Source organism: Amycolatopsis orientalis DSM 43388, assembly GCF_000411975.1.
GTDB classification, from domain to species: Bacteria; Actinomycetota; Actinomycetes; order Mycobacteriales; family Pseudonocardiaceae; genus Amycolatopsis; species Amycolatopsis orientalis_D.
This window is the reverse complement of the sequence record NZ_ASXG01000195.1, coordinates 19,114-36,444: the sequence shown is the minus strand read 5'-3', so window position 1 is coordinate 36,444 and position 17,331 is coordinate 19,114. Positions and strand designations below refer to the sequence as shown.

Genomic DNA, 17,331 nt, shown 5'->3' with positions numbered 1-17,331 from the left:
GCTCAGGTGCGGGAAAGGGCGGACTTGGCCGCTTCGCGCAGCGCGCCGACCGGGTCGTCGGCCTTGTCGTGGCTGCGCCAGGCGATGTGCCGGTCGGGCCGGACCAGCAGGCAGCCGCCGTCGGTCACCTCGCGGGTTCTGGCCCAGTCGCCGTACACGTCGTCGAAGGCGAGCCGGTAGCCGATGGGCGCGCTGGCGATCTCGATGCCCAGCTCGGCGCCGATCTTCTCCGCCGCGGCGATCCAGGCTTCGCCGCCGATGCCGGTGATCAGGGTGAATCTGCCGTGCCCGACGACGTCGAGCGTCGAGATCTGCTTGCCGTGTCGTTCGAGCCAGACGTGCGGGAGGTAGGCGCCGGGGTGGGTGGTGGGGTGGTAGTAGAGCTCGGAATCGCGGGTGTAGTCCGGGAACGGGGTGCCGTCGTCGACGACGGCGGCCGAGGTGTAGCGCTGGCCGAGTTCGACACCGTGCGCGTGGAAGTGGTACGCGTTTTCGTCGAGGCAGTCTTCGAGCGCTTTCCGCCGCCTGCGGCCGTCGTCGGTGTCGGCGAAGAATCCGTCGATCGCCGCCCAGCCTTCCTCGTCGGTCTGGCCCGGCCGGATGCCGAGAATGGACGGCACCTGGCCCACGATGCCGGCGCTTTTCAGGGCGCGGTCCACGACCTGGCGACCCACCGGATGGCGTTCCTGGTGGTAGGTCTCGAGCAGCCCTTCGCCGGCGTGTCCGTTGAGGACGGCGGCCAGTTTCCAGGCGAGGTTGTAGGCGTCCTGGATGGAGGTGTTGGATCCGAGCCCGTTCGCGGGCGGGTGCCGGTGCGCGGCGTCGCCCGCCAGGAACACCCGTCCTCGCCGGTACTCGCTGGCGAGGACGTGGTTGACCTGCCAGGTCGAGACGTTCTTGATCGTGACCGGGACGCTGTCGTCGCCGATCGCCTTGTGGACGCGGGGCAGCATCGCTTCTTCGCTGGTGTCGATCTCCTCGGTGTCCGGGTCGTACATGAACACCAGGACCCATTCGTTCCAAGGCCGCACGGTGATGAAGACTCCGGAGCCGAGCCAGAAGTCCTTGCCCGGCTGGACGGTCCAGAACAGCACGCCCGGGCGGTGCGCGCGGAAGCGCGAGAGGTCGGCTTCGAGCCAGACGTTGACCGCGTATCCGAGGCCGGTTTCTCCCTCCAGCGAGAACCCGAGCTGGTCGGCGACCGTCGAGCGGCCGCCGTCGGCGCCGATGGCGTACTTCGCCTTGATCCGATAGGTCTCGCCGGTGTGGCGGTACCGGACGGTCGCCGTGACCCCGGCGTCGTCCTGGGCGATTTCGATCAGCTCGGTGGAGAACCGGATGTCGGCGCCGCGGTCGAGCGCGCCCTGCAGGATCAGGGGCTCGAACAGGTGCTGGGGCATGTTGCACATGGCCGACGGGCTGCCCGCCTCGTAGTCGGCCTTGCGCGCGATCATCGTCCCCCAGGTTTTCACCCGGGCGATCTCCTTGCCCGCCATGCTCGTGGCCCACACGTTGTCGGCCATCAGCTCGTTGGGCACGGAAACGGCGCGCACCTGTTCCTCGATGCCGAGGTCGCGCATGACTTCCATGGTGCGCTGGTTCGTGATGTGCGCCCGCGGCGTGTTGGCAGTGCGCGGATACTTGGTGACAGTGATGGCCTCGACGCCGTACTTCGCCAGGAACGCGGCGGCCGTGAGTCCGCAGGGCCCGGCGCCCACGACGAGGACATCGGTTTCGACGACTCGCATGGTCGGTCTCCTTCCCGGTCAGCCGCGGGACGCGACGAGGCGGTGGGTCATCCGGCCCAGCCCCTCGATCCGGGTGGTCAGCACGTCGCCGGCGGCGAGGTAGCGCTGCGGGTGCGAGGCGAGGCCGACGCCGGACGGGGTGCCGGTGAAGATCAGGTCGCCGGGGTAGAGCGGGAGGACCTCGGAAAGCTGTTCGATCAGCACGGGCACCGAGAAGATCAGGTCCGAGGTCCGGCTCTTCTGGACCTCCTCGCCGTTGATCGCGCAGGCGATCTCCAGGTCGTCCGGGTTCTCCAGTTCGTCCGGGGTGACGATCCACGGCCCGATCGGGCTGAAGCCCGGGTGCGATTTGGCCAGGCTGAACTGCGGGGCGGGCCCGGCGAGCTGCCGGGTGCGCTCGGAGACGTCCTGGCCGTTGGTCAGCCCGGCGACGTGGTCCCACGCGTCCTGTTCTCGCACGGCGCGCGCCTCGCGGCCGATCACGACGACCAGTTCCGCTTCCCAGTCGACGTTCCCGTCGACGAGGGCGATGTCGCCGGACGGCCCGGTCAGCGACGAGGCGAATTTCGTGAACACCGAGGCCTTGGCCGGGATGTCGAAGCCCGACTCGGCCGCGTGCGCCCGGTAATTGAGCGCGATCGCGAAGATCTGCCGCGGCCTCGGCACCGGCGGGCCGAGCAACGCCTCGTCGAAACTCCGCGGAGCCAGCGTCGCGCTTCGCGCCCACTCCCGGAACTCGGTCCACCGCTCCAGGACCGCCTGCGGATCCGGGCCGAAGCGCCCGTCGCTGTCCCGGGCGACGTCAGCCGCTCCGTCGCCGGTCACCAGGACCGCTCGTCCTGCCAGGTTCGCCAACTTCATCGTCGTCCTCCTCGGCCGGGGCGGCCGGCGCCACCCCGCGCTGTGGGACCCAGCATGACCGCAAACTTTCTAAAGTTCAATGGAAAGCAGAAAGTTGTCGGTACGTTCTGTTCTGCTGCTACTGTTGGACCATGGCGCGATCCACGCACGGCACCCGCGCGGACGACACGTTCGCGACGATGCGGGCCGACATCCTGGCCGGGCGGCTGGCCCCGGGGGAGAAGCTGAAGTTCCCGGAACTCGGCGCCCGGTACGGCGTCGGCGTGGGAGTGCTCCGCGAAGCCCTGACCCGGCTGGCCGAGCAGGACCTCGTCCGGTCGCAGCCGCACCAGGGTTTCCAGGTGACCCCGTTGTCCGCGGCGGACCTGACCGACCTCACCGCCGCCCGCGTGGCGATCGAATGCCTGGTGCTGCGGATGTCGCTGGCCGAGGGCGACACGCCGTGGGAATCGGATCTGGTCGCGAAGCACCACACGCTCGAGCGGACGCCGCAGTACGACCAGGACGATCCGGAACGGGTAAGCGACGCGTGGTCCCGCGCGCACGCCGACTTCCACCACACCCTGCTGGCCGGCTGCCGCAACTCCCGCCTGCTGAGCATCGCGAATTCGCTGCGCGACTCGGCGGAGCTCTACCGCTCGTGGTCGCAGCAGCACTCCCGCCACCCCGGCCGCGACGTGATCGCGGAACACCGGACCCTGATGGAACTCGCCCTAGCCCGCGAAACCGAAGCCGCCGTCGCGGCACTGGCGCGGCATATCAGCCACACGACGGAAATCCTGCTCGACGGCGACCGGTCTTCCCAGCTCGACGACGGGTTTCCGGGCACGCCTCCGGAGCTTTTGGCCCGAATGGCGGACGCGGAACGGATCGCGGTCGAGACGACGCTTTGACAGGGGCGAACTGCGGTTTCGGCTTGGTTCTTGACCTTTCCGATTCGTTCACGCTGAGGCTGCGCGTGGTTCGGCTCGTCGTCCTGGGGCTCGGTCGTAGGCTTCGGGCTGCGCGACCAGGCCAGCGAGCCAGGGGGGCGACACAGTCGCATTGCCGCCCCAATCCGTCGTCTGTGATCTAAGGTATGCGGACACGCATTCTGTGCACATGTCGGGGGGAACGACGTGAATTCGCCGTACGGCGGCATGCCCCAGTACGGGCAGGGGCCGCAGCAACCGCAGCCGCAATGGGGGCAACAGCCGTGGGGACCGGCAGCACCGCCGCCCCCGCCGGTTCCGCCGCGGAAGAAGAAATTGTGGCTGTGGCTGGTCCCGTTGATCGTGATCGTCCTCGCGGCGACGGTCACCGGGGCGATCGTGCTGACCGGCGGTGGTCCGCGGGACGGCTCGTCGTCCGCGTCGGACAGCGGGATGCAGCCGGAGGCGCACACTCCCGCGCCGCAGGCACGTGACGCGGCCGCGGTCACCGCCGCGCTGCGGGCCATCGACCCGTGCGCGCTCGTCGACCCCGCGGTCGCGCGGCAGGTCGGAAATCCCAACGCGGTCACGATCGCGAAGGGGCCGCACGCGTGTTTCCTGGTCGCGGGCGCGAACTACGAACCAGGCGACCCCGGGGTGATGGTGAAGGTCGGCGAGTACTCCGAGCAACTGCTGCGGTACTTCGGCATGCCGGTCACCATCGGGGGCGCGAAGGCGTACCAGTACTCCGAAACCGCCAAACACCCCACCTGCCGGCTGGAGTTCCCGGTGAACTTCGAGCTGGCGATCGAGTTCTCCTACAGCCTGACCGGCGGCGACGGCGACGTCTGTCCGATCGTGCGCCGGTACGCGGAAGCGGCCGTGCCGCGGCTGCGGAACCCGGCCGCGATCGCCCCGGCGCACCGGCCCTATTCCGCGTGGGACGGCTGCACGCTGCTGGCCACGGCGCTGCCCGGCGACGAGGCGAAGAAGTACCGGTACCGGCCCAGCGGCAGCAAGGACCCCCTCGCGGGGTGCGAGACCAACGATTCCGCGAGCCAGAAGGCCGGCCCGAAGATCGAGATGTTCTACGACACCCCGGCCGAGCTCACCGGGAGCCAGCCGCGGTCGATCGCGGGCAAGAACGTCGGCATGACCACCCTCGGCGACCACTGCCAAGCCAAATGGGACGACGGCCCCTCCGGCAACCAGAACAAGTGGTTCGCGGACGTGACCGTGGAGGTGGAGGACAGCAGCTGCGACGCGGCCGCCGCGCTCGCCGAGCACGTGATGGGCCTCGCGACGGGGCAACCGGGCCAGGTCGCCCCGGCGAAGGAGGTGCTCTACGGGCCGAACGACAACGACACCGGAGCCAGGGGCGCCTGCGTCGATCTCGCGGTGACCGGCAGCGTGCCCGACTGCGAGCCCTACCAGCAGGTCACGGTGGCGTCCTCGCCGCAGCAGATCATGGCTGACGCCGCGATCAACCGGAACGTGCAGTGCGCGGTGTTCCAGGACGCCGTCATCGCCTTGTACGGCAAGCAATTCACTCCCGTGACGTGGGGATCCCACTGCTTCTTCGTGGACCCGAAGCACGAGCTGATGATCCAGGTGAACGTCAACCCGACGGACGCCCCCGGCGACTACGGCCAGGGCTCGCCGGGCAGGCGGGAAACCACCATCGCCGGCAAAGCCGCGATCGAATACACCAACGACCACAACACCGAGTACGACATCTACCTGTCGCCGACGAACGACCTGCGAGCGCACGGCAACCTCCACATCAAGGTGGAAGGCCAACCGGGCCGCGGCAAGGACATGCCCGACGCGTACAGCCAGCTGCCGCCGGAAGCCGCCAGCACGGCGGAGAAAGCGATGGCGCAGACCGTCGAGAAGTACTTCAAGTGATCTGATCGCGGCACTGTCGGTGTGATCCAGTCGTGGACAGCCGACTGCGACCCAGCGAAATCCGCTCCGGACTGCGCGACATCCTGGACGCCGAGCCGTGGACCGCCACTGCCCGGCTCCCGCGTCGTCGACGCGCGACGGCCAATGCCGACTTGCGCGTCCCCGGTGTCTGTTGGGGGAGCGCGGAGCGGTGCACGCGCAGGCGGTGCGGGCGCCGGTCTGGCACGTCGACGACACTGGCCCTGACCTGGTGACGCGCGGTGCCTGGACTGCTCATCACCTTGCACGGGCTGAGGCCGAGGTCCGCGACGCGCGGCTCGGCATCTCGTCACCCATCCAGAAGAGCCGGAATTCGTGCAGATTTCCCCTGGACAGCCGTGCTCTGCGCGGGACGACCACCAAGCCAAGCAACGCCTGGATCATCCTTCATCGGCGGACCGCATGCAGTGGTCGGCGAAGGAACACAGCTCGCCGATCAGCGGACGCACGAAACCCGGATCGGTGAACGGCGTCGCCGTCGCCTCCGCCCATCGCCGCCACGCCCCGTCCGGCTCGAGGAACCGGCTGGCGCATTCAGTGCCTAGCCGGGCGTCCAGGTGCAGGAGCGTCCCCATCGCCCAGTGCTGGTCGTAGGCCAGGTCGGGCCGGGCCAGATAGCGGTCGTGATAGTCGGCCAGCAACTGCGCGTCCTGCCGGGTGCCGAACCGAGCCAGAGCGAAGCAGAATCCCCGGCCCGCGTGACACAGTTTGCTCGCCAGCAGCAGTTCTCCGATGCGCTCGCGGTGCTCGACGCGCCGGTCGAGCCCGGCCAGCCAGGCCGCAGTCAGCTGTGCCCGCCATTCGTACCCGAGCAGTTCCCGGAGCTCGTCGTCGGTGATCTGCCGCGCGTCGGCGGCGAGCGCACGCGCGAAAGCGCTGTGTTCGGCGGGGTCGGTCACGGCCAGAAAGCTGCCGCCGCGCAGCTTCAGGTATCGGCGGCCGGGCGTGACGTAACGGTCGACGATGACACCGAGGCACGGTTCCCGGCGATGGTTGCCCATGGGCTGATCCTGCCGGTGCGAGGGCGAGTTGGCCAGCTCGCGGCGCAGCCGACGTCTCATCGCGCGGCGATCTGCTGAAGCGTTTCTCAGCTAACCCCTATTCGAGGGCCCGCGTCATCGATCCACAGTGGACAGTCCACGGATTCGGTGCGGCACGGGCTCAGTGTGCGGGCGCGACGTTCGCGACAGCCCGGGCGAGTGCGGCGACCGAGGGAGACGTGCTGTGTGCGGGCCAGGCGAGCAGGAGGTTGCTGGGCGGAAGGTCGGTCACGGGAACGACGGCCAGGTCGTCGCGCAGCGGTGTGGTCAGCGACTGGGGCAGCACGGCGATCTTGCGGCCAAGGGCGATGAGATGCATCAGTTCGCTGATGGTGCCGGTCGCGTTGGCGTCGGCGGGATGTTTGTGCAGGTTTTCGCCCGCGAGATCGGCCATGCGCACACCTGCCCGGCGCGCGAGCGGGTGGGACGTGGGCAGCACGGCGAACGGTGCTTCGCGCAGCAGCGTCTCGGTGTCCAGGCCGCGCACGTCGTCGGGCGGTGCGTACAAGAGTGCCGCGTCGGCCTGCCCTTCGCGCAGCATCCGGGCGCGGTCGCCGCCGAAGGCCACCTCGATCGGCAGCACGTCCGGTTCGCGTTCGTAGGCCGCGAGGACGGCGGGGAGCAAGCCCGCGTCGCCGCCGGGTTTCATGGCCAGGACCAAGCGCGGGTCGCCGGCCCGGCGGGTCCGCGCGGTCGCGGCGGTCACCGCCTCCAGCGCCGCCCGTGCTTCGCGGGCGAGCACCTGGCCGGCCGGGGTGAGCGCGACGGCGCGGCTGGTCCGGGCGAACAGGTCGACGCCCAACCGGCGTTCCATCTGCCGGATCGTCTTCGACAGCGCGGGTTGCGTGATGCCCAGCCGGGTCGCGGCGCGGCCGAAGTGGAGTTCGTCGGCCACCGCGAGGAAATGCGCCAGCTCCCGCGTCTCCAACCGGTCCATTACTCCAGGCTATCGATCGCGGCGCGGTCGGCCTTGGACAGGTCGCGAGCGGCGGTGCTGGAGTGGAGGAGCCGGCCGGACAGCCGGCGGACCGCGCTGAGGAGATTTCCGCTATGCCCGCAATCGCTCTCGTCGCCGCCGGCACGCGGCTCGGCCTGTCGCTCGGCCGGGTCTTCGGCAGCCACGGTTTCGACGTCGCCCTCATCGCCCGCTCCCCGGAACGACTCGGCGAACTCACCGGAAAACTGGCGGCTGAAGGCGTCAACGCGGCAGCGTTTCCCGCCGATGTCACGGACCGCCCCGCGTTGGCCTCCGCCCTGGACAGTGCCGCGGCGCGATTCGGCGGAATCGACGTGCTGCAGTACTCCGCGCCGTACGTGCGGGTCGGCGACAGCTGGATGACCGGGGTGCTGGACGTGACCGTCGAAACCCTGCGGCCCCAGATCGAAGGCTCTTGCTACGGCGCGATCGCCGCGACCCACGCAGTGCTCCCAGCGATGGTGGCGGCCGGCGCGGGCACAATCCTGTACACCACGGGAGCGAGCGCGGTCGTGCCGACACCGTGGGCCGGCGCGGTCGGCGCGGCGGGTGCCGCACTGCACAACTGGGTCCTCAACCTCAACGGCGCGCTGGCGGAGAAGGGCGTTTACGTCGGTCATGTCGCCCTCGGCGCGTGGATCGCGGGCACCCCGGGCGCTCCGGCGGACGCGTCGCCGATGGAACCGGACGAGATCGCGCGTATCCACTGGGACATGCACGCCGCGCGTGGGCCCGCTGACCGGCTGGTCACTTCCTGACCCGGCTGGCCACTTCGAGCGCACGGAGACCGGCGGCCTGGCCGACGCGGGCAGCTCTCCAGACCAACCAGGAAACGGAGAACCATGTTGTACGCGGCGACCGTCGCCGCGGATTGTTCTTCATGCAGCAGTGGCAGCGGCGAGTCCCGCCGCTCCGGTGCCGACGACGATGGTGTCGGGCCGTTCATGGTGGGACATGCTGGCCGGGGCGATCCCAGCAGAACGGCTGAGTCACGGCCGACGTCCGACGTCCGCCCGCCACGGCTGTTCGGCCGCGACAGGTATTTCGCACACGCGTCGTCAAGGCCTCCCGTCGACCCGCGCGGACGCCTCGCCGAAGACCCACGGGCCGGTCTCGGCGATGAAGTCGGTGGGGAAGCCCGCGGTGAAGTCGACCGCTGCCGCCAGGCGTTCGACCGCCTCGTCGGGCAGGGCGACGTCGACGGCGCCGAGGTTGTCCTTGAGCTGGTCGACGGTCCGGGCGCCGATGATCGGGTGCACTGCGCGGGACCGGGAGCGGGTCCAGGCGATCGCTACTTGGGACGCGGTGGCCCCAAGTTCGTCGGCGACCTGCTGAACGGCGCGTGCCGCGGCGTGGTCGCGGTCGCCGAGCGACTCTGGTGCCACGCGGGTGGCGGTATCGGGTCCGCCGGGCCGGGTGAACTTGCCGGAGAGCACGCCGCTGGCGAGCGGTCCCCAGACGGCGACGCTCATGCCGAACGACTCGGCCATGGGCAGCAATTCGCGTTCGATGTCGCGGTTGAGCAGGTTGTAGGGGGCCTGCAGTCCCGCGAACGGGGTCCAGCCGCGCCAGTCGGCGAGAGTATTGGCGCGGGAGACGACCCACGCCGGGGCGTCGGAGATCCCCACGTAGAGAATCTTCCCGGCGCGCACGGCGTCGTCCAGTGCGCGCATCGTCTCCTCGACAGGCGTGTGCCGGTCCCACAAGTGCACCCAGTACAGGTCGATGTAGTCCGTGCGCAGCCGCCGCAAACTGGTCTCCAGCGATCGGGCGAGGTTCTTGCGGTGGTTGCCCGCGGCGTTCGGGTCGGCGCCGTCGCGGGACACGGTGTATTTCGTGGCCAGCACGAAGCGGTCGCGGCGGTCCTCGAGCAGTTCGCCCAGGATGGTTTCGCTTTGCCCGCCTCGGTAGTTGATCGCGGTGTCGACGACGTTGCCGCCGGCATCGGCATACGCGTCGAGCATCCGGCGGCACTCGTCGGGCGGGGCGCCCACGCCGCCCTGTTCGCCGAAAGTCATCGCGCCCAGGAACAGTTCGGAGACCCGCAGTCCGGTCCGGCCCAGCAGTCGGTAACGCATGGTGGTCCTCTTCCCTTGTCGTGTCGTCGTGCTTTGGGCGGATGGGTTCAGGCGCCGAACATCTTCGCGGCCTCGAGCGCGACCTCCTCCGGGGAGACGTCCCGCAGGCGCTGCGCCAGTCCCCACCGGTGGCCGAACGGGTCGATGATCTGCCCGTGCCGTTCGCCCCAGAACGCGTCCTGCAGCGGGTGGAACACCTCGGCGCCCGCATCCAGGGCCGTCTTCCAGAGGGCGTCGACGTCGTCGGTCGCGATCTGCAGCGCCCCGTAGGTGCCGCCGAGCGTCAGCGGCGAGACGATGCCCTGGTCCGGGAACTCGTCGGCGATCATCACGGTCGAGTCTCCGAACGCGAGCTCGATCGTCAGCACCTTGCCGCCGGGCAAGGGAATGCGGCTGCGCTCCTGCGCGCCGAGTGCGTGTGCGTACCAGTCCGCGGCGCGGGTGACGTCGCGGACGACCAGGTGTGGGGTGAGGGTGGGCATCGGATTGCCTTCCGTCGGGCGGGAATGGGCAGGGACTGGATCCTGGGATCCAAGCGGGGGCGAGATCTTCTGCGCGGAGCGACGCGGGAGACCTGTCAGCCCCGGTCGCCGAGGCTCAGGAGCAACCGGCGCAGGAGCAGGGCCAACCGGTCGCGCTCGGCAGCAGTCAGGCCCGAGAGCAGGTCGAGCTCGCCCGCGGCCAAGGTCGGCATCGCCTCGTCGATGGCGGTCAGCCCGGCACGGGTGAGCCGAACCAGGGTGGAGCGCCGATCGCGCCGGCTGGCCGTGCGCTGAACCAGGCCCCGGGCGGCCATGCGGTCCACTCGGTTCGTGATCGTGCCCGACACGACCAGCATCGCCTTCGTCAGCTCGCCGGCGGTCAGTTCGTAGGGTTTGCCGGCGCGGCGGAGCGCGGCGAGCACGTCGTATTCCCACGGCTCCAGCCCGTGCCGGGCCTGCAGTTCACGCAGCTGCCGATCGGCCACTTGCCCGACCCGGGCGATCCTCGCCCACACCTCCACGCCGGCGTAGTCGACCTCCGGCCGCTCGGCCCGCCACTGGTCCAGGATCGCGGCCACCACGTCCCGTTTCGCTTCTGGCACTTGACACTCCCGCTTATTGTCTCAACGTTGAGCATATTAACACTGATCTATCTGGGGAGGTCAATCGATGTTCCGTTCGATGCGCACGATTCCGCGTGCGGTGTGGGTGCTGGCCGGCGGCTCGCTGGTCAACCGGTTCGGCGGATTCGTGCTGGTATTCCTGGTGCTGTGGGTGCGCCACCTGGGGTACTCGATCCCCGCGGCCGGGCTGGCGGCCAGCGCGTACGCGGCCGGGAAGATGGCTGCTGGACCGCTGGGCGGAGAGCTGACCGACCGGATAGGCGGCCGCGTCACGACCGCGCTGTCGATGTTCGCCTCTGCTGCGGCGATGCTGTGCCTGCAGGCCGCTCGACCGTTGCCGGCGATCGTCGCGCTCGCCGCGCTCACCGGCTTGGCAAGCGAGTTGTACCGGCCGGCGACCAGCGCGCTGCTGGCCGATGCTGTGCGGCCCGACCAGCGGGTGACCGCGTTCGGGGTGTACCAGCTCGGGGTCAACCTCGGCATGGCCGCCGGTCCGGCGGTCGCCGGGATCCTTGCCGAGCAGGGGTTCGGCTGGCTGTTCGCCGTCGACGCGGCCACGTCGGCGGCCTGGGGCGTGCTGGCGCTCGTGCTGCTGCCCGCCCGGAGCCGCCCGCCCTACGGCGCAGATCCGGCGCTCGCGCCGCCCGATCCCGCCCGGCGCGGGCCCGCCGTCCGGTTGCTGCTGAGCACGCTGCTGATCAACGTCGTGCTGTTCCAGTCGGAGGGCGCATTCGCGGTGTGGGTAACCGGGCACGGCCACAACACCGCCACCTACGGCGGGCTGCTCTCGTGGGCCGCCGTGCTCACGGTCGCTCTGCAACTGCCGCTGAGCAACCGAACCCGGCACTGGGATCCGGCCGCGGTCATCACGGTCACCTGCGTCTCCATCGGACTCGGCATGGGGCTGGTCGGCCTCGGCGGCGCGTTGCCCACACTGGTGCTCGCGGTCACCGTGTGGACATTCGGCGAACTCGTTCAATGGCCGGTAGCCGCCGCCTACCTGACCGACCTAGCCCCGCCAAACCAACTCGGCCGCTACGCCGGGCTCCGGAGCCTCGCCTACGGAACCGCGCTACTGATCGCGCCCGCCTTCGGCACCGCCCTCTACGCCTGGGCACCAGCGGCAGTCTGGCCAGCCTGCACCGCCATCGGACTCGCCGCCGGCGCACTCGTGCTTCCTGACCTACGCCGCCCGAACAGGCGTGCCGGCGGCGACTTCGCCACGGCGGACATACCGTCGGCGTCGGGAGAAACGCACCGGCGCGGCCTCGTCGCTGGAGGCTGACACGAATCCCCCCCGTCATGCATGATCACCAGTCAACGGTGGACAGCGGGTAGGTCGGCACCGAAAGAGATCGAAACTGCCAAAGCGACCAACCGCGATGTGGCAACCGCTCCTGCGGCGGCGCTCACCGCTGCAACCAACTGCCGGGCGGCCTGCGCTCCGGCACCGAACCACATTCGGCGGGGAGGACGGCAGTGTTGAACGGGCTGAAGCCACCGAGCCGTTTCGGGCGCTATTAGAGGCGCGTGACGCGCTGCCGGAGGAGGCTCCTGCCCATCCCGCCGGGGAGATAGAAGCTCTCCAGTGGACGGTGAGGGTGAAGTGATGTCTCGTCTGCTGCCGAGTTCGGTGCTGCACGCTGCTGCGGCCGACGGACACGCGCTAACGCAAAACGACCACCCGGACGCGAGGGGTACTCGTGCGCGGATGGTCGCAGGTGTAGATGTGTTCTATGTGGTCGGGATGACAGGATTTGAACCTGCGACCCTCCGCTCCCAAAGCGGATGCGCTACCAAGCTGCGCCACATCCCGGCACCCCCGACGGCCCCGGAAGCCGGTGTACCCGGGGGGTGTACGACCCACCCTAGCGGGCACGCTAAGCTAGCTTCGCTCCCGGGTCACCGAGGGCGCTGCGGGTGTAGCTCAATGGTAGAGCCCTAGTCTTCCAAACTAGCTACGCGGGTTCGATTCCCGTCACCCGCTCCAGTTTCCACCTCCGACGACGCCGCGTCCGCCTCCAGGCGGGCGGCGATCACGTCCAGCAGCAGGTCGGTGTCCACCGGCTTCGTGATGTAGTCGTCCGCTCCCGAGGCCAGCGTGCGTTCGCGGTCTTCTTCCGTCGCTTTCGCGGTGACCGCGATCACGGGCAGGTCTTCGTGGGCCGCTTCGGCGCGGATGGCGGCGATGGTCGCGTTTCCGTCCAGTTCCGGCATCATCACGTCCATCAGCACCAGCGCGGTGTCCTCGTGGCGTTCCAGGGCCCGGATGCCGGCCACGCCGGTGTCGGCGTAGATGACTTCCAAGCCCGCCTGCTCGAGCACCGCGGCGAGGGCGAAGACGTTGCGCAGGTCGTCGTCGACGATGAGGACCTTTTCGCCGTTGAAGCGTTTCGGCGCGCTGTTCGGTTCGGCCACCGTGATGGTGCTCGGCAGGACCGGCAGCTTCGGCGTGGGGCGCACCGGGGTCGTCGGGGCGATCAGGTTCGCCGCGCCGACCGGCAGGTACAGCGTGAAGGTGCTGCCCTTGCCCGGGACGCTGCTGACGCGCAGTTCGCCGCTCAGCAGTTCCGTCAGCTGCTGGCTGATCGACAGGCCCAGGCCCGTTCCGCCGTACTTGCGGCTCGTCGTGCCGTCGGCTTGGCGGAAGGCGTCGAAGATGACCTCCAGCTTCTCCTCCGGGATGCCGATGCCGGTGTCCTCGACCGCGAACGCGATGATCCCGGCCGCCGAGCGCAGGGACTCCTGCTCGACCTCGGACGGATCGGCCATCCGGATGTGCAGGCGCACGCCGCCCTCGTCGGTGAACTTCGCGGCGTTCGACAGCAGGTTCCGCAGCACCTGCTGCAGACGGTGCTCGTCGGTGTGCACGCTGCCCGGCACCGGCGGGTCGATCAGGACCGCGAACTCCAGGCCCTTGTCCGCGGTCAGCGGGCGGCACAGGGATTCGACGTAGTTCACCAGCTCCGGCAGCGTCACGTCGGACATCTGCAGGTCCAGCTTCCCGGCCTCGACCTTCGCCAGGTCCAGGATGTCGTTGATCAGCTGCTGGAGATCGCTGCCCGCCGCCCAGATCGTCTTCGCGAACTGGATCTGCTTCTCGGTGAGGTTGCCCTCCGGGTTCTCCGACAGCAGCTTCGCCAGGATCAGCGCGCTGTTGAGCGGAGTCCGCAGTTCGTGCGACATGTTCGCCATGAACTCGTTCTTGTACTGCGACGCGACCGTCAGCTGGCCGGCCCGTTCCTCGAGTTCCTGGCGCGCCTGCTCGATCTCGATGTTCTTGACCTCGATGTCGCGGTTCTGCTGGGCCAGCAGCGCCGCCTTCTCGGCCAGCTCGGTGTTCGACCGGCGCAGTTCTCCTTGCTGGGCCTGCAACTGCTCGGACCGCGCGCGCAGTTCCTGGGCCAGCCGCTGCGATTCGGTCAGCAGCGCCTCGGTGCGCGAGTTCGACAGGATCGTGTTCACGTTGACGCCGATCGTGTGCCGCAACTGCTCCAGCAGGTCCAGGTGCACCGCGGAGAACTCGTTGACCGACGCCAGTTCCAGCACGCCCAGCACCTCGCCCTGGAACAGCACCGGCAGCACGATCACGTTGACCGGCGGGGCCGAGCCCAGCCCGGACGACACCAGCGCGTACTCCGGGGGAGCGCCGTTGACCAGTATCGTCCGCCGGTCCACCGCGGCCTGGCCGATCAGCGATTCGCCGAGCCGGAACCGCAGCCCGGTGCGGGCCTGGGCGAGGCCGTAGGCGGCGATGCAGTCGAGCAGCTTGTCCGGGTTCTCGCCGTCCTCGTCGTCGTGCGCGATGAAGAACGCCCCCTGCTGCGCGCTCACCAGCGGGGCCAGCTCGGACAGGATCAGCGTCGCCACCGACGCGAGATCGCGGTGGCCCTGCATCCGCCCGGACAGCCGGGCCAGGTTCGTCTTCAGCCAGTCCTGTTCGCGGTTCGCGGAGGTGGTCTCCTTGAGGTTCGCGATCATCTGGTTGATGTTGTCCTTGAGATCCGCGAGCTCGCCGGACGCGTCCACGGTGATGTGCCGGGTCAGGTCGCCCGCGGTCACCGCCGTGGCGACCTGGCCGATCGCGCGGACCTGCGTGGTCAGGTTGCCCGCCAGCTGGTTCACGCTCTCGGTCAGCCGCTTCCAGGTGCCGGACACGCCCTCGACCTCGGCCTGGCCGCCCAGCTTGCCCTCGGTCCCGACCTCGCGGGCGACCCGCGTGACCTCCGCGGCGAACGCGGACAGCTGGTCGACCATCGTGTTCATCGTGGTCTTGAGCTCGAGGATTTCGCCCCGGGCGTCGACGTCGATCTTGCGGGAAAGGTCGCCGCGCGCGACCGCCGTCGTGACCTGCGAGATGTTGCGCACCTGGCTGGTCAGGTTGTGCGCCATGAAGTTGACGTTCTCGGTCAGGTCCTTCCAGGTCCCGGCCACGCCGGGGACCCGCGCCTGACCGCCGAGGATGCCTTCCGTGCCGACTTCGCGGGCGACCCGGGTGACCTCGTCGGCGAACGCGCGCAGCGTCTCGACCATGTCGTTCAGCGTCCCGGCGAGCGCCGCGACCTCGCCCGCCGCGTCGATCGAGATCTTCTTCGACAGGTCGCCGTTCGCCACCGCGCTCGCCATCGTGGCGATGCTCCGGACCTGCACGGTCAGGTTGTCGGCCATGACGTTCACGTTGTCGGTGAGGTCTTTCCAGATCCCCGCGACGCCGGGAACGCGTGCCTGGCCGCCCAGCCGGCCTTCGGTGCCGACTTCGCGGGCGACGCGGGTGACTTCGTCGGCGAAGGCGGACAGCTGGTCGACCATCGTGTTGAGGATGTTCTTCAGCTCGAGGATCTCGCCGCGCGCGTCGACGGTGATCTTCTGCGTCAGGTCGCCGCGGGCCACCGCCGAGGTGACGTGCGAAATGTTCCGCACCTGCTCGGTCAGGTTGTTGGCCATGAAGTTCACGTTGTCGGTGAGGTCTTTCCAGGTGCCCGCGACGCCCGGCACGGTCGCCTGCCCGCCGAGCTTCCCGTCCGTGCCGACTTCGCGGGACACGCGGGTGACTTCGTCGGCGAACGCGGACAGCTGGTCGACCATCGTGTTCAGCGTGGTCTTCAGCTCCAGGATCTCGCCCTTGGCGTCGACCGCGATCTTCTTCGTCAGGTCGCCGCGCGCCACCGCCGTCGCGACCTGCGCGATGTTGCGGACCTGCGCGGTGAGGTTGTTGGCCATGAAGTTCACCGAGCCGGTCAGGTCGCGCCAGATGCCGGCGACCCCGGGCACGGTGGCCTGGCCGCCCAGCTGCCCCTCGGTGCCGACTTCGCGGGCGACCCGGGTCACTTCGTCGGCGAACGACGAGAGCTGGTCGACCATCGTGTTCATCGTGGTCTTGAGCTCGAGGATCTCGCCCCGCGCGTCCACGGTGATCTTCTGCGTCAGGTCGCCCTTCGCGACCGCGGTGGTCACGTGCGAGATGTTGCGGACCTGGTCGGTCAGGTTGTCCGCCATCTGGTTCACCGAGTCGGTGAGATTGCGCCAGGTGCCGGCCGCGCCGGGGACCTCCGCCTGCCCGCCGAGGCGGCCTTCGCTGCCGACTTCGCGGGCGACCCGGGTGACCTCGTCGGCGAACGACGAGAGCTGGTCGACCATCGTGTTCAGCGTCGTCTTGAGCTGCAGGATCTCGCCGCGCGCGTCGACGTCGATCTTCTTCGTCAGATCGCCCGCCGCGACCGCCGTGGCGACCTGCGAGATGTTGCGGACCTGGTCGGTCAGGTTGTCCGCCATCAGGTTCACCGAGTCGGTGAGGTCGCGCCAGGTGCCCGCGACGCCCGGCACGCGCGCCTGGCCGCCCAGCCGTCCTTCGGAACCGACTTCGCGAGACACCCGGGTGACTTCGTCGGCGAACGACGAGAGCTGGTCGACCATCGTGTTGATCGTGTTCTTCAGCTCGAGGATTTCGCCGCGGGCGTCGACGTTGATCTTCTGCGTCAGGTCGCCGCGGGCGACCGCGGTGGTGACCGAGGCGATGTTGCGGACCTGCTCGGTGAGGTTGTCGGCGAGGAAGTTGACCGAGTCGGTGAGATCGCGCCACGTCCCGGCCACGCCGGGGACCTCGGCCTGACCGCCGAGGCGGCCCTCGCCGGCGATCTCGCGGGAGAGCCGGATCACTTCGGCGGCGAACCGGGACAGCTGCGCGTTGAGGCCGTTCACGGTCTTCGCCAGCTCGGCGTACTGCCCGCGCAGCGGACGGCCGTCCAGCTGCAGCGCCATCGGCTGCGACAGATCGCCCTCGGCGACCGCGCCCAGCACCCGGTCGAGCTCCACGACCGGACGGCTGACGTCCTCGATCAGCCCGTTGATCGTGTCGACCGCGGTGGCCCAGCCGCCCGGGCCGATCTCGGTGCGCACGCGCTCGTTGAGCTTGCCCTCCTGGCCGACCTCGCCGCGCACGCGCATGAGTTCCGTCACGAGCCGCTGGTTGCGCTCGGCGATGTCGTTGAACGCGGCCGCGAGCCGGGCGGTGATCCCGTCGCCGTGCGCCACGAAGCGCCGCCGGAAGTTGCCGTCCCCGAGGTCGTGGACCGCGGCGAGCAGCCGCTCCAGTGCCGCGACCTCGTGCGCCGGGACGAAATCCGGGTCCTGGGCCCCGGAGTTCCGGGCGCTCCCGGAAGCCTGGG

General features: G+C 69.6%; 12 protein-coding genes and 2 tRNA genes. 5 read left to right on the top strand and 9 right to left on the bottom strand.

The window, feature by feature from the left end; translation table 11 throughout:
* Nucleotides 1-2: 2 nt before the first annotated feature.
* Together L942_RS39775 and L942_RS39770 are read right to left on the bottom strand one after the other, a co-directional pair.
* Nucleotides 3-1,748, bottom strand: a complete 1,746-nt coding sequence (locus tag L942_RS39775; protein WP_037370467.1) for an FAD-dependent oxidoreductase — start codon at nt 1,746-1,748, stop codon at nt 3-5.
* Between the two features lie 18 nt (nt 1,749-1,766).
* On the bottom strand, nt 1,767-2,609 hold the full coding sequence (locus L942_RS39770) for a fumarylacetoacetate hydrolase family protein (protein ID WP_037370465.1): 843 nt from the start codon (nt 2,607-2,609) through the stop codon (nt 1,767-1,769).
* A 131-nt stretch (nt 2,610-2,740) separates the two neighbouring features.
* On the opposite strand from L942_RS39770, the gene L942_RS39765 reads away from it, so the two are divergent.
* Nucleotides 2,741-3,502, top strand: a complete 762-nt coding sequence (locus L942_RS39765) for a GntR family transcriptional regulator (RefSeq protein WP_081655410.1) — start codon at nt 2,741-2,743, stop codon at nt 3,500-3,502.
* A gap of 225 nt (nt 3,503-3,727) precedes the next feature.
* On the top strand, nt 3,728-5,428 hold the full coding sequence (locus L942_RS39760) for a DUF3558 family protein (protein ID WP_081655409.1): 1,701 nt from the start codon (nt 3,728-3,730) through the stop codon (nt 5,426-5,428).
* A 419-nt stretch (nt 5,429-5,847) separates the two neighbouring features.
* Here L942_RS39760 and L942_RS39755 read toward each other — a convergent pair whose 3' ends face one another.
* Both L942_RS39755 and L942_RS39750 read right to left on the bottom strand, forming a co-directional pair.
* Nucleotides 5,848-6,468: a DUF6000 family protein gene (locus tag L942_RS39755; protein ID WP_037370461.1), complete on the bottom strand. Its 621-nt coding sequence runs from the start codon at nt 6,466-6,468 to the stop codon at nt 5,848-5,850.
* Between the two features lie 160 nt (nt 6,469-6,628).
* Nucleotides 6,629-7,444: a LysR family transcriptional regulator gene (locus L942_RS39750; RefSeq protein ID WP_037370460.1), complete on the bottom strand. Its 816-nt coding sequence runs from the start codon at nt 7,442-7,444 to the stop codon at nt 6,629-6,631.
* A 113-nt stretch (nt 7,445-7,557) separates the two neighbouring features.
* Here L942_RS39750 and L942_RS39745 point away from each other — a divergent pair, with 113 nt between their 5' ends.
* Nucleotides 7,558-8,241, top strand: a complete 684-nt coding sequence (locus tag L942_RS39745; protein ID WP_037370458.1) for an SDR family NAD(P)-dependent oxidoreductase — start codon at nt 7,558-7,560, stop codon at nt 8,239-8,241.
* A 300-nt stretch (nt 8,242-8,541) separates the two neighbouring features.
* On the opposite strand, the gene L942_RS39740 is transcribed toward L942_RS39745, so the two are convergent.
* The 3 genes from L942_RS39740 to L942_RS39730 form a co-directional block, all read right to left on the bottom strand.
* Nucleotides 8,542-9,561, bottom strand: a complete 1,020-nt coding sequence (locus tag L942_RS39740) for an aldo/keto reductase (RefSeq protein ID WP_037370456.1) — start codon at nt 9,559-9,561, stop codon at nt 8,542-8,544.
* 47 nt (nt 9,562-9,608) lie between these two features.
* Nucleotides 9,609-10,043 carry a VOC family protein gene (locus L942_RS39735; RefSeq protein ID WP_037370454.1) on the bottom strand — a complete coding sequence of 145 codons (435 nt, stop codon included), beginning with the start codon at nt 10,041-10,043 and terminating at the stop codon, nt 9,609-9,611.
* Between the two features lie 95 nt (nt 10,044-10,138).
* On the bottom strand, nt 10,139-10,645 hold the full coding sequence (locus L942_RS39730) for a MarR family winged helix-turn-helix transcriptional regulator (RefSeq protein WP_037370453.1): 507 nt from the start codon (nt 10,643-10,645) through the stop codon (nt 10,139-10,141).
* 79 nt (nt 10,646-10,724) lie between these two features.
* Between L942_RS39730 and L942_RS39725 the strand changes: the two genes are divergently transcribed.
* Nucleotides 10,725-11,951: an MFS transporter gene (locus tag L942_RS39725; protein ID WP_158684603.1), complete on the top strand. Its 1,227-nt coding sequence runs from the start codon at nt 10,725-10,727 to the stop codon at nt 11,949-11,951.
* A gap of 454 nt (nt 11,952-12,405) precedes the next feature.
* Here L942_RS39725 and L942_RS39720 read toward each other — a convergent pair.
* Nucleotides 12,406-12,482, bottom strand: a tRNA-Pro gene (locus L942_RS39720).
* 100 nt (nt 12,483-12,582) lie between these two features.
* On the opposite strand from L942_RS39720, the gene L942_RS39715 reads away from it, so the two are divergent.
* Nucleotides 12,583-12,656: transfer RNA gene (locus L942_RS39715), tRNA-Gly, on the top strand.
* Here the strand turns inward: L942_RS39715 and L942_RS42590 are convergent.
* Nucleotides 12,608-17,110, bottom strand: coding sequence for a HAMP domain-containing protein (locus L942_RS42590; protein WP_235079649.1), 4,503 nt, complete (start codon nt 17,108-17,110; stop codon nt 12,608-12,610). The two genes, L942_RS39715 and L942_RS42590, sit on opposite strands and share 49 nt — an antisense overlap.
* Nucleotides 17,111-17,331: the final 221 nt, after the last annotated feature.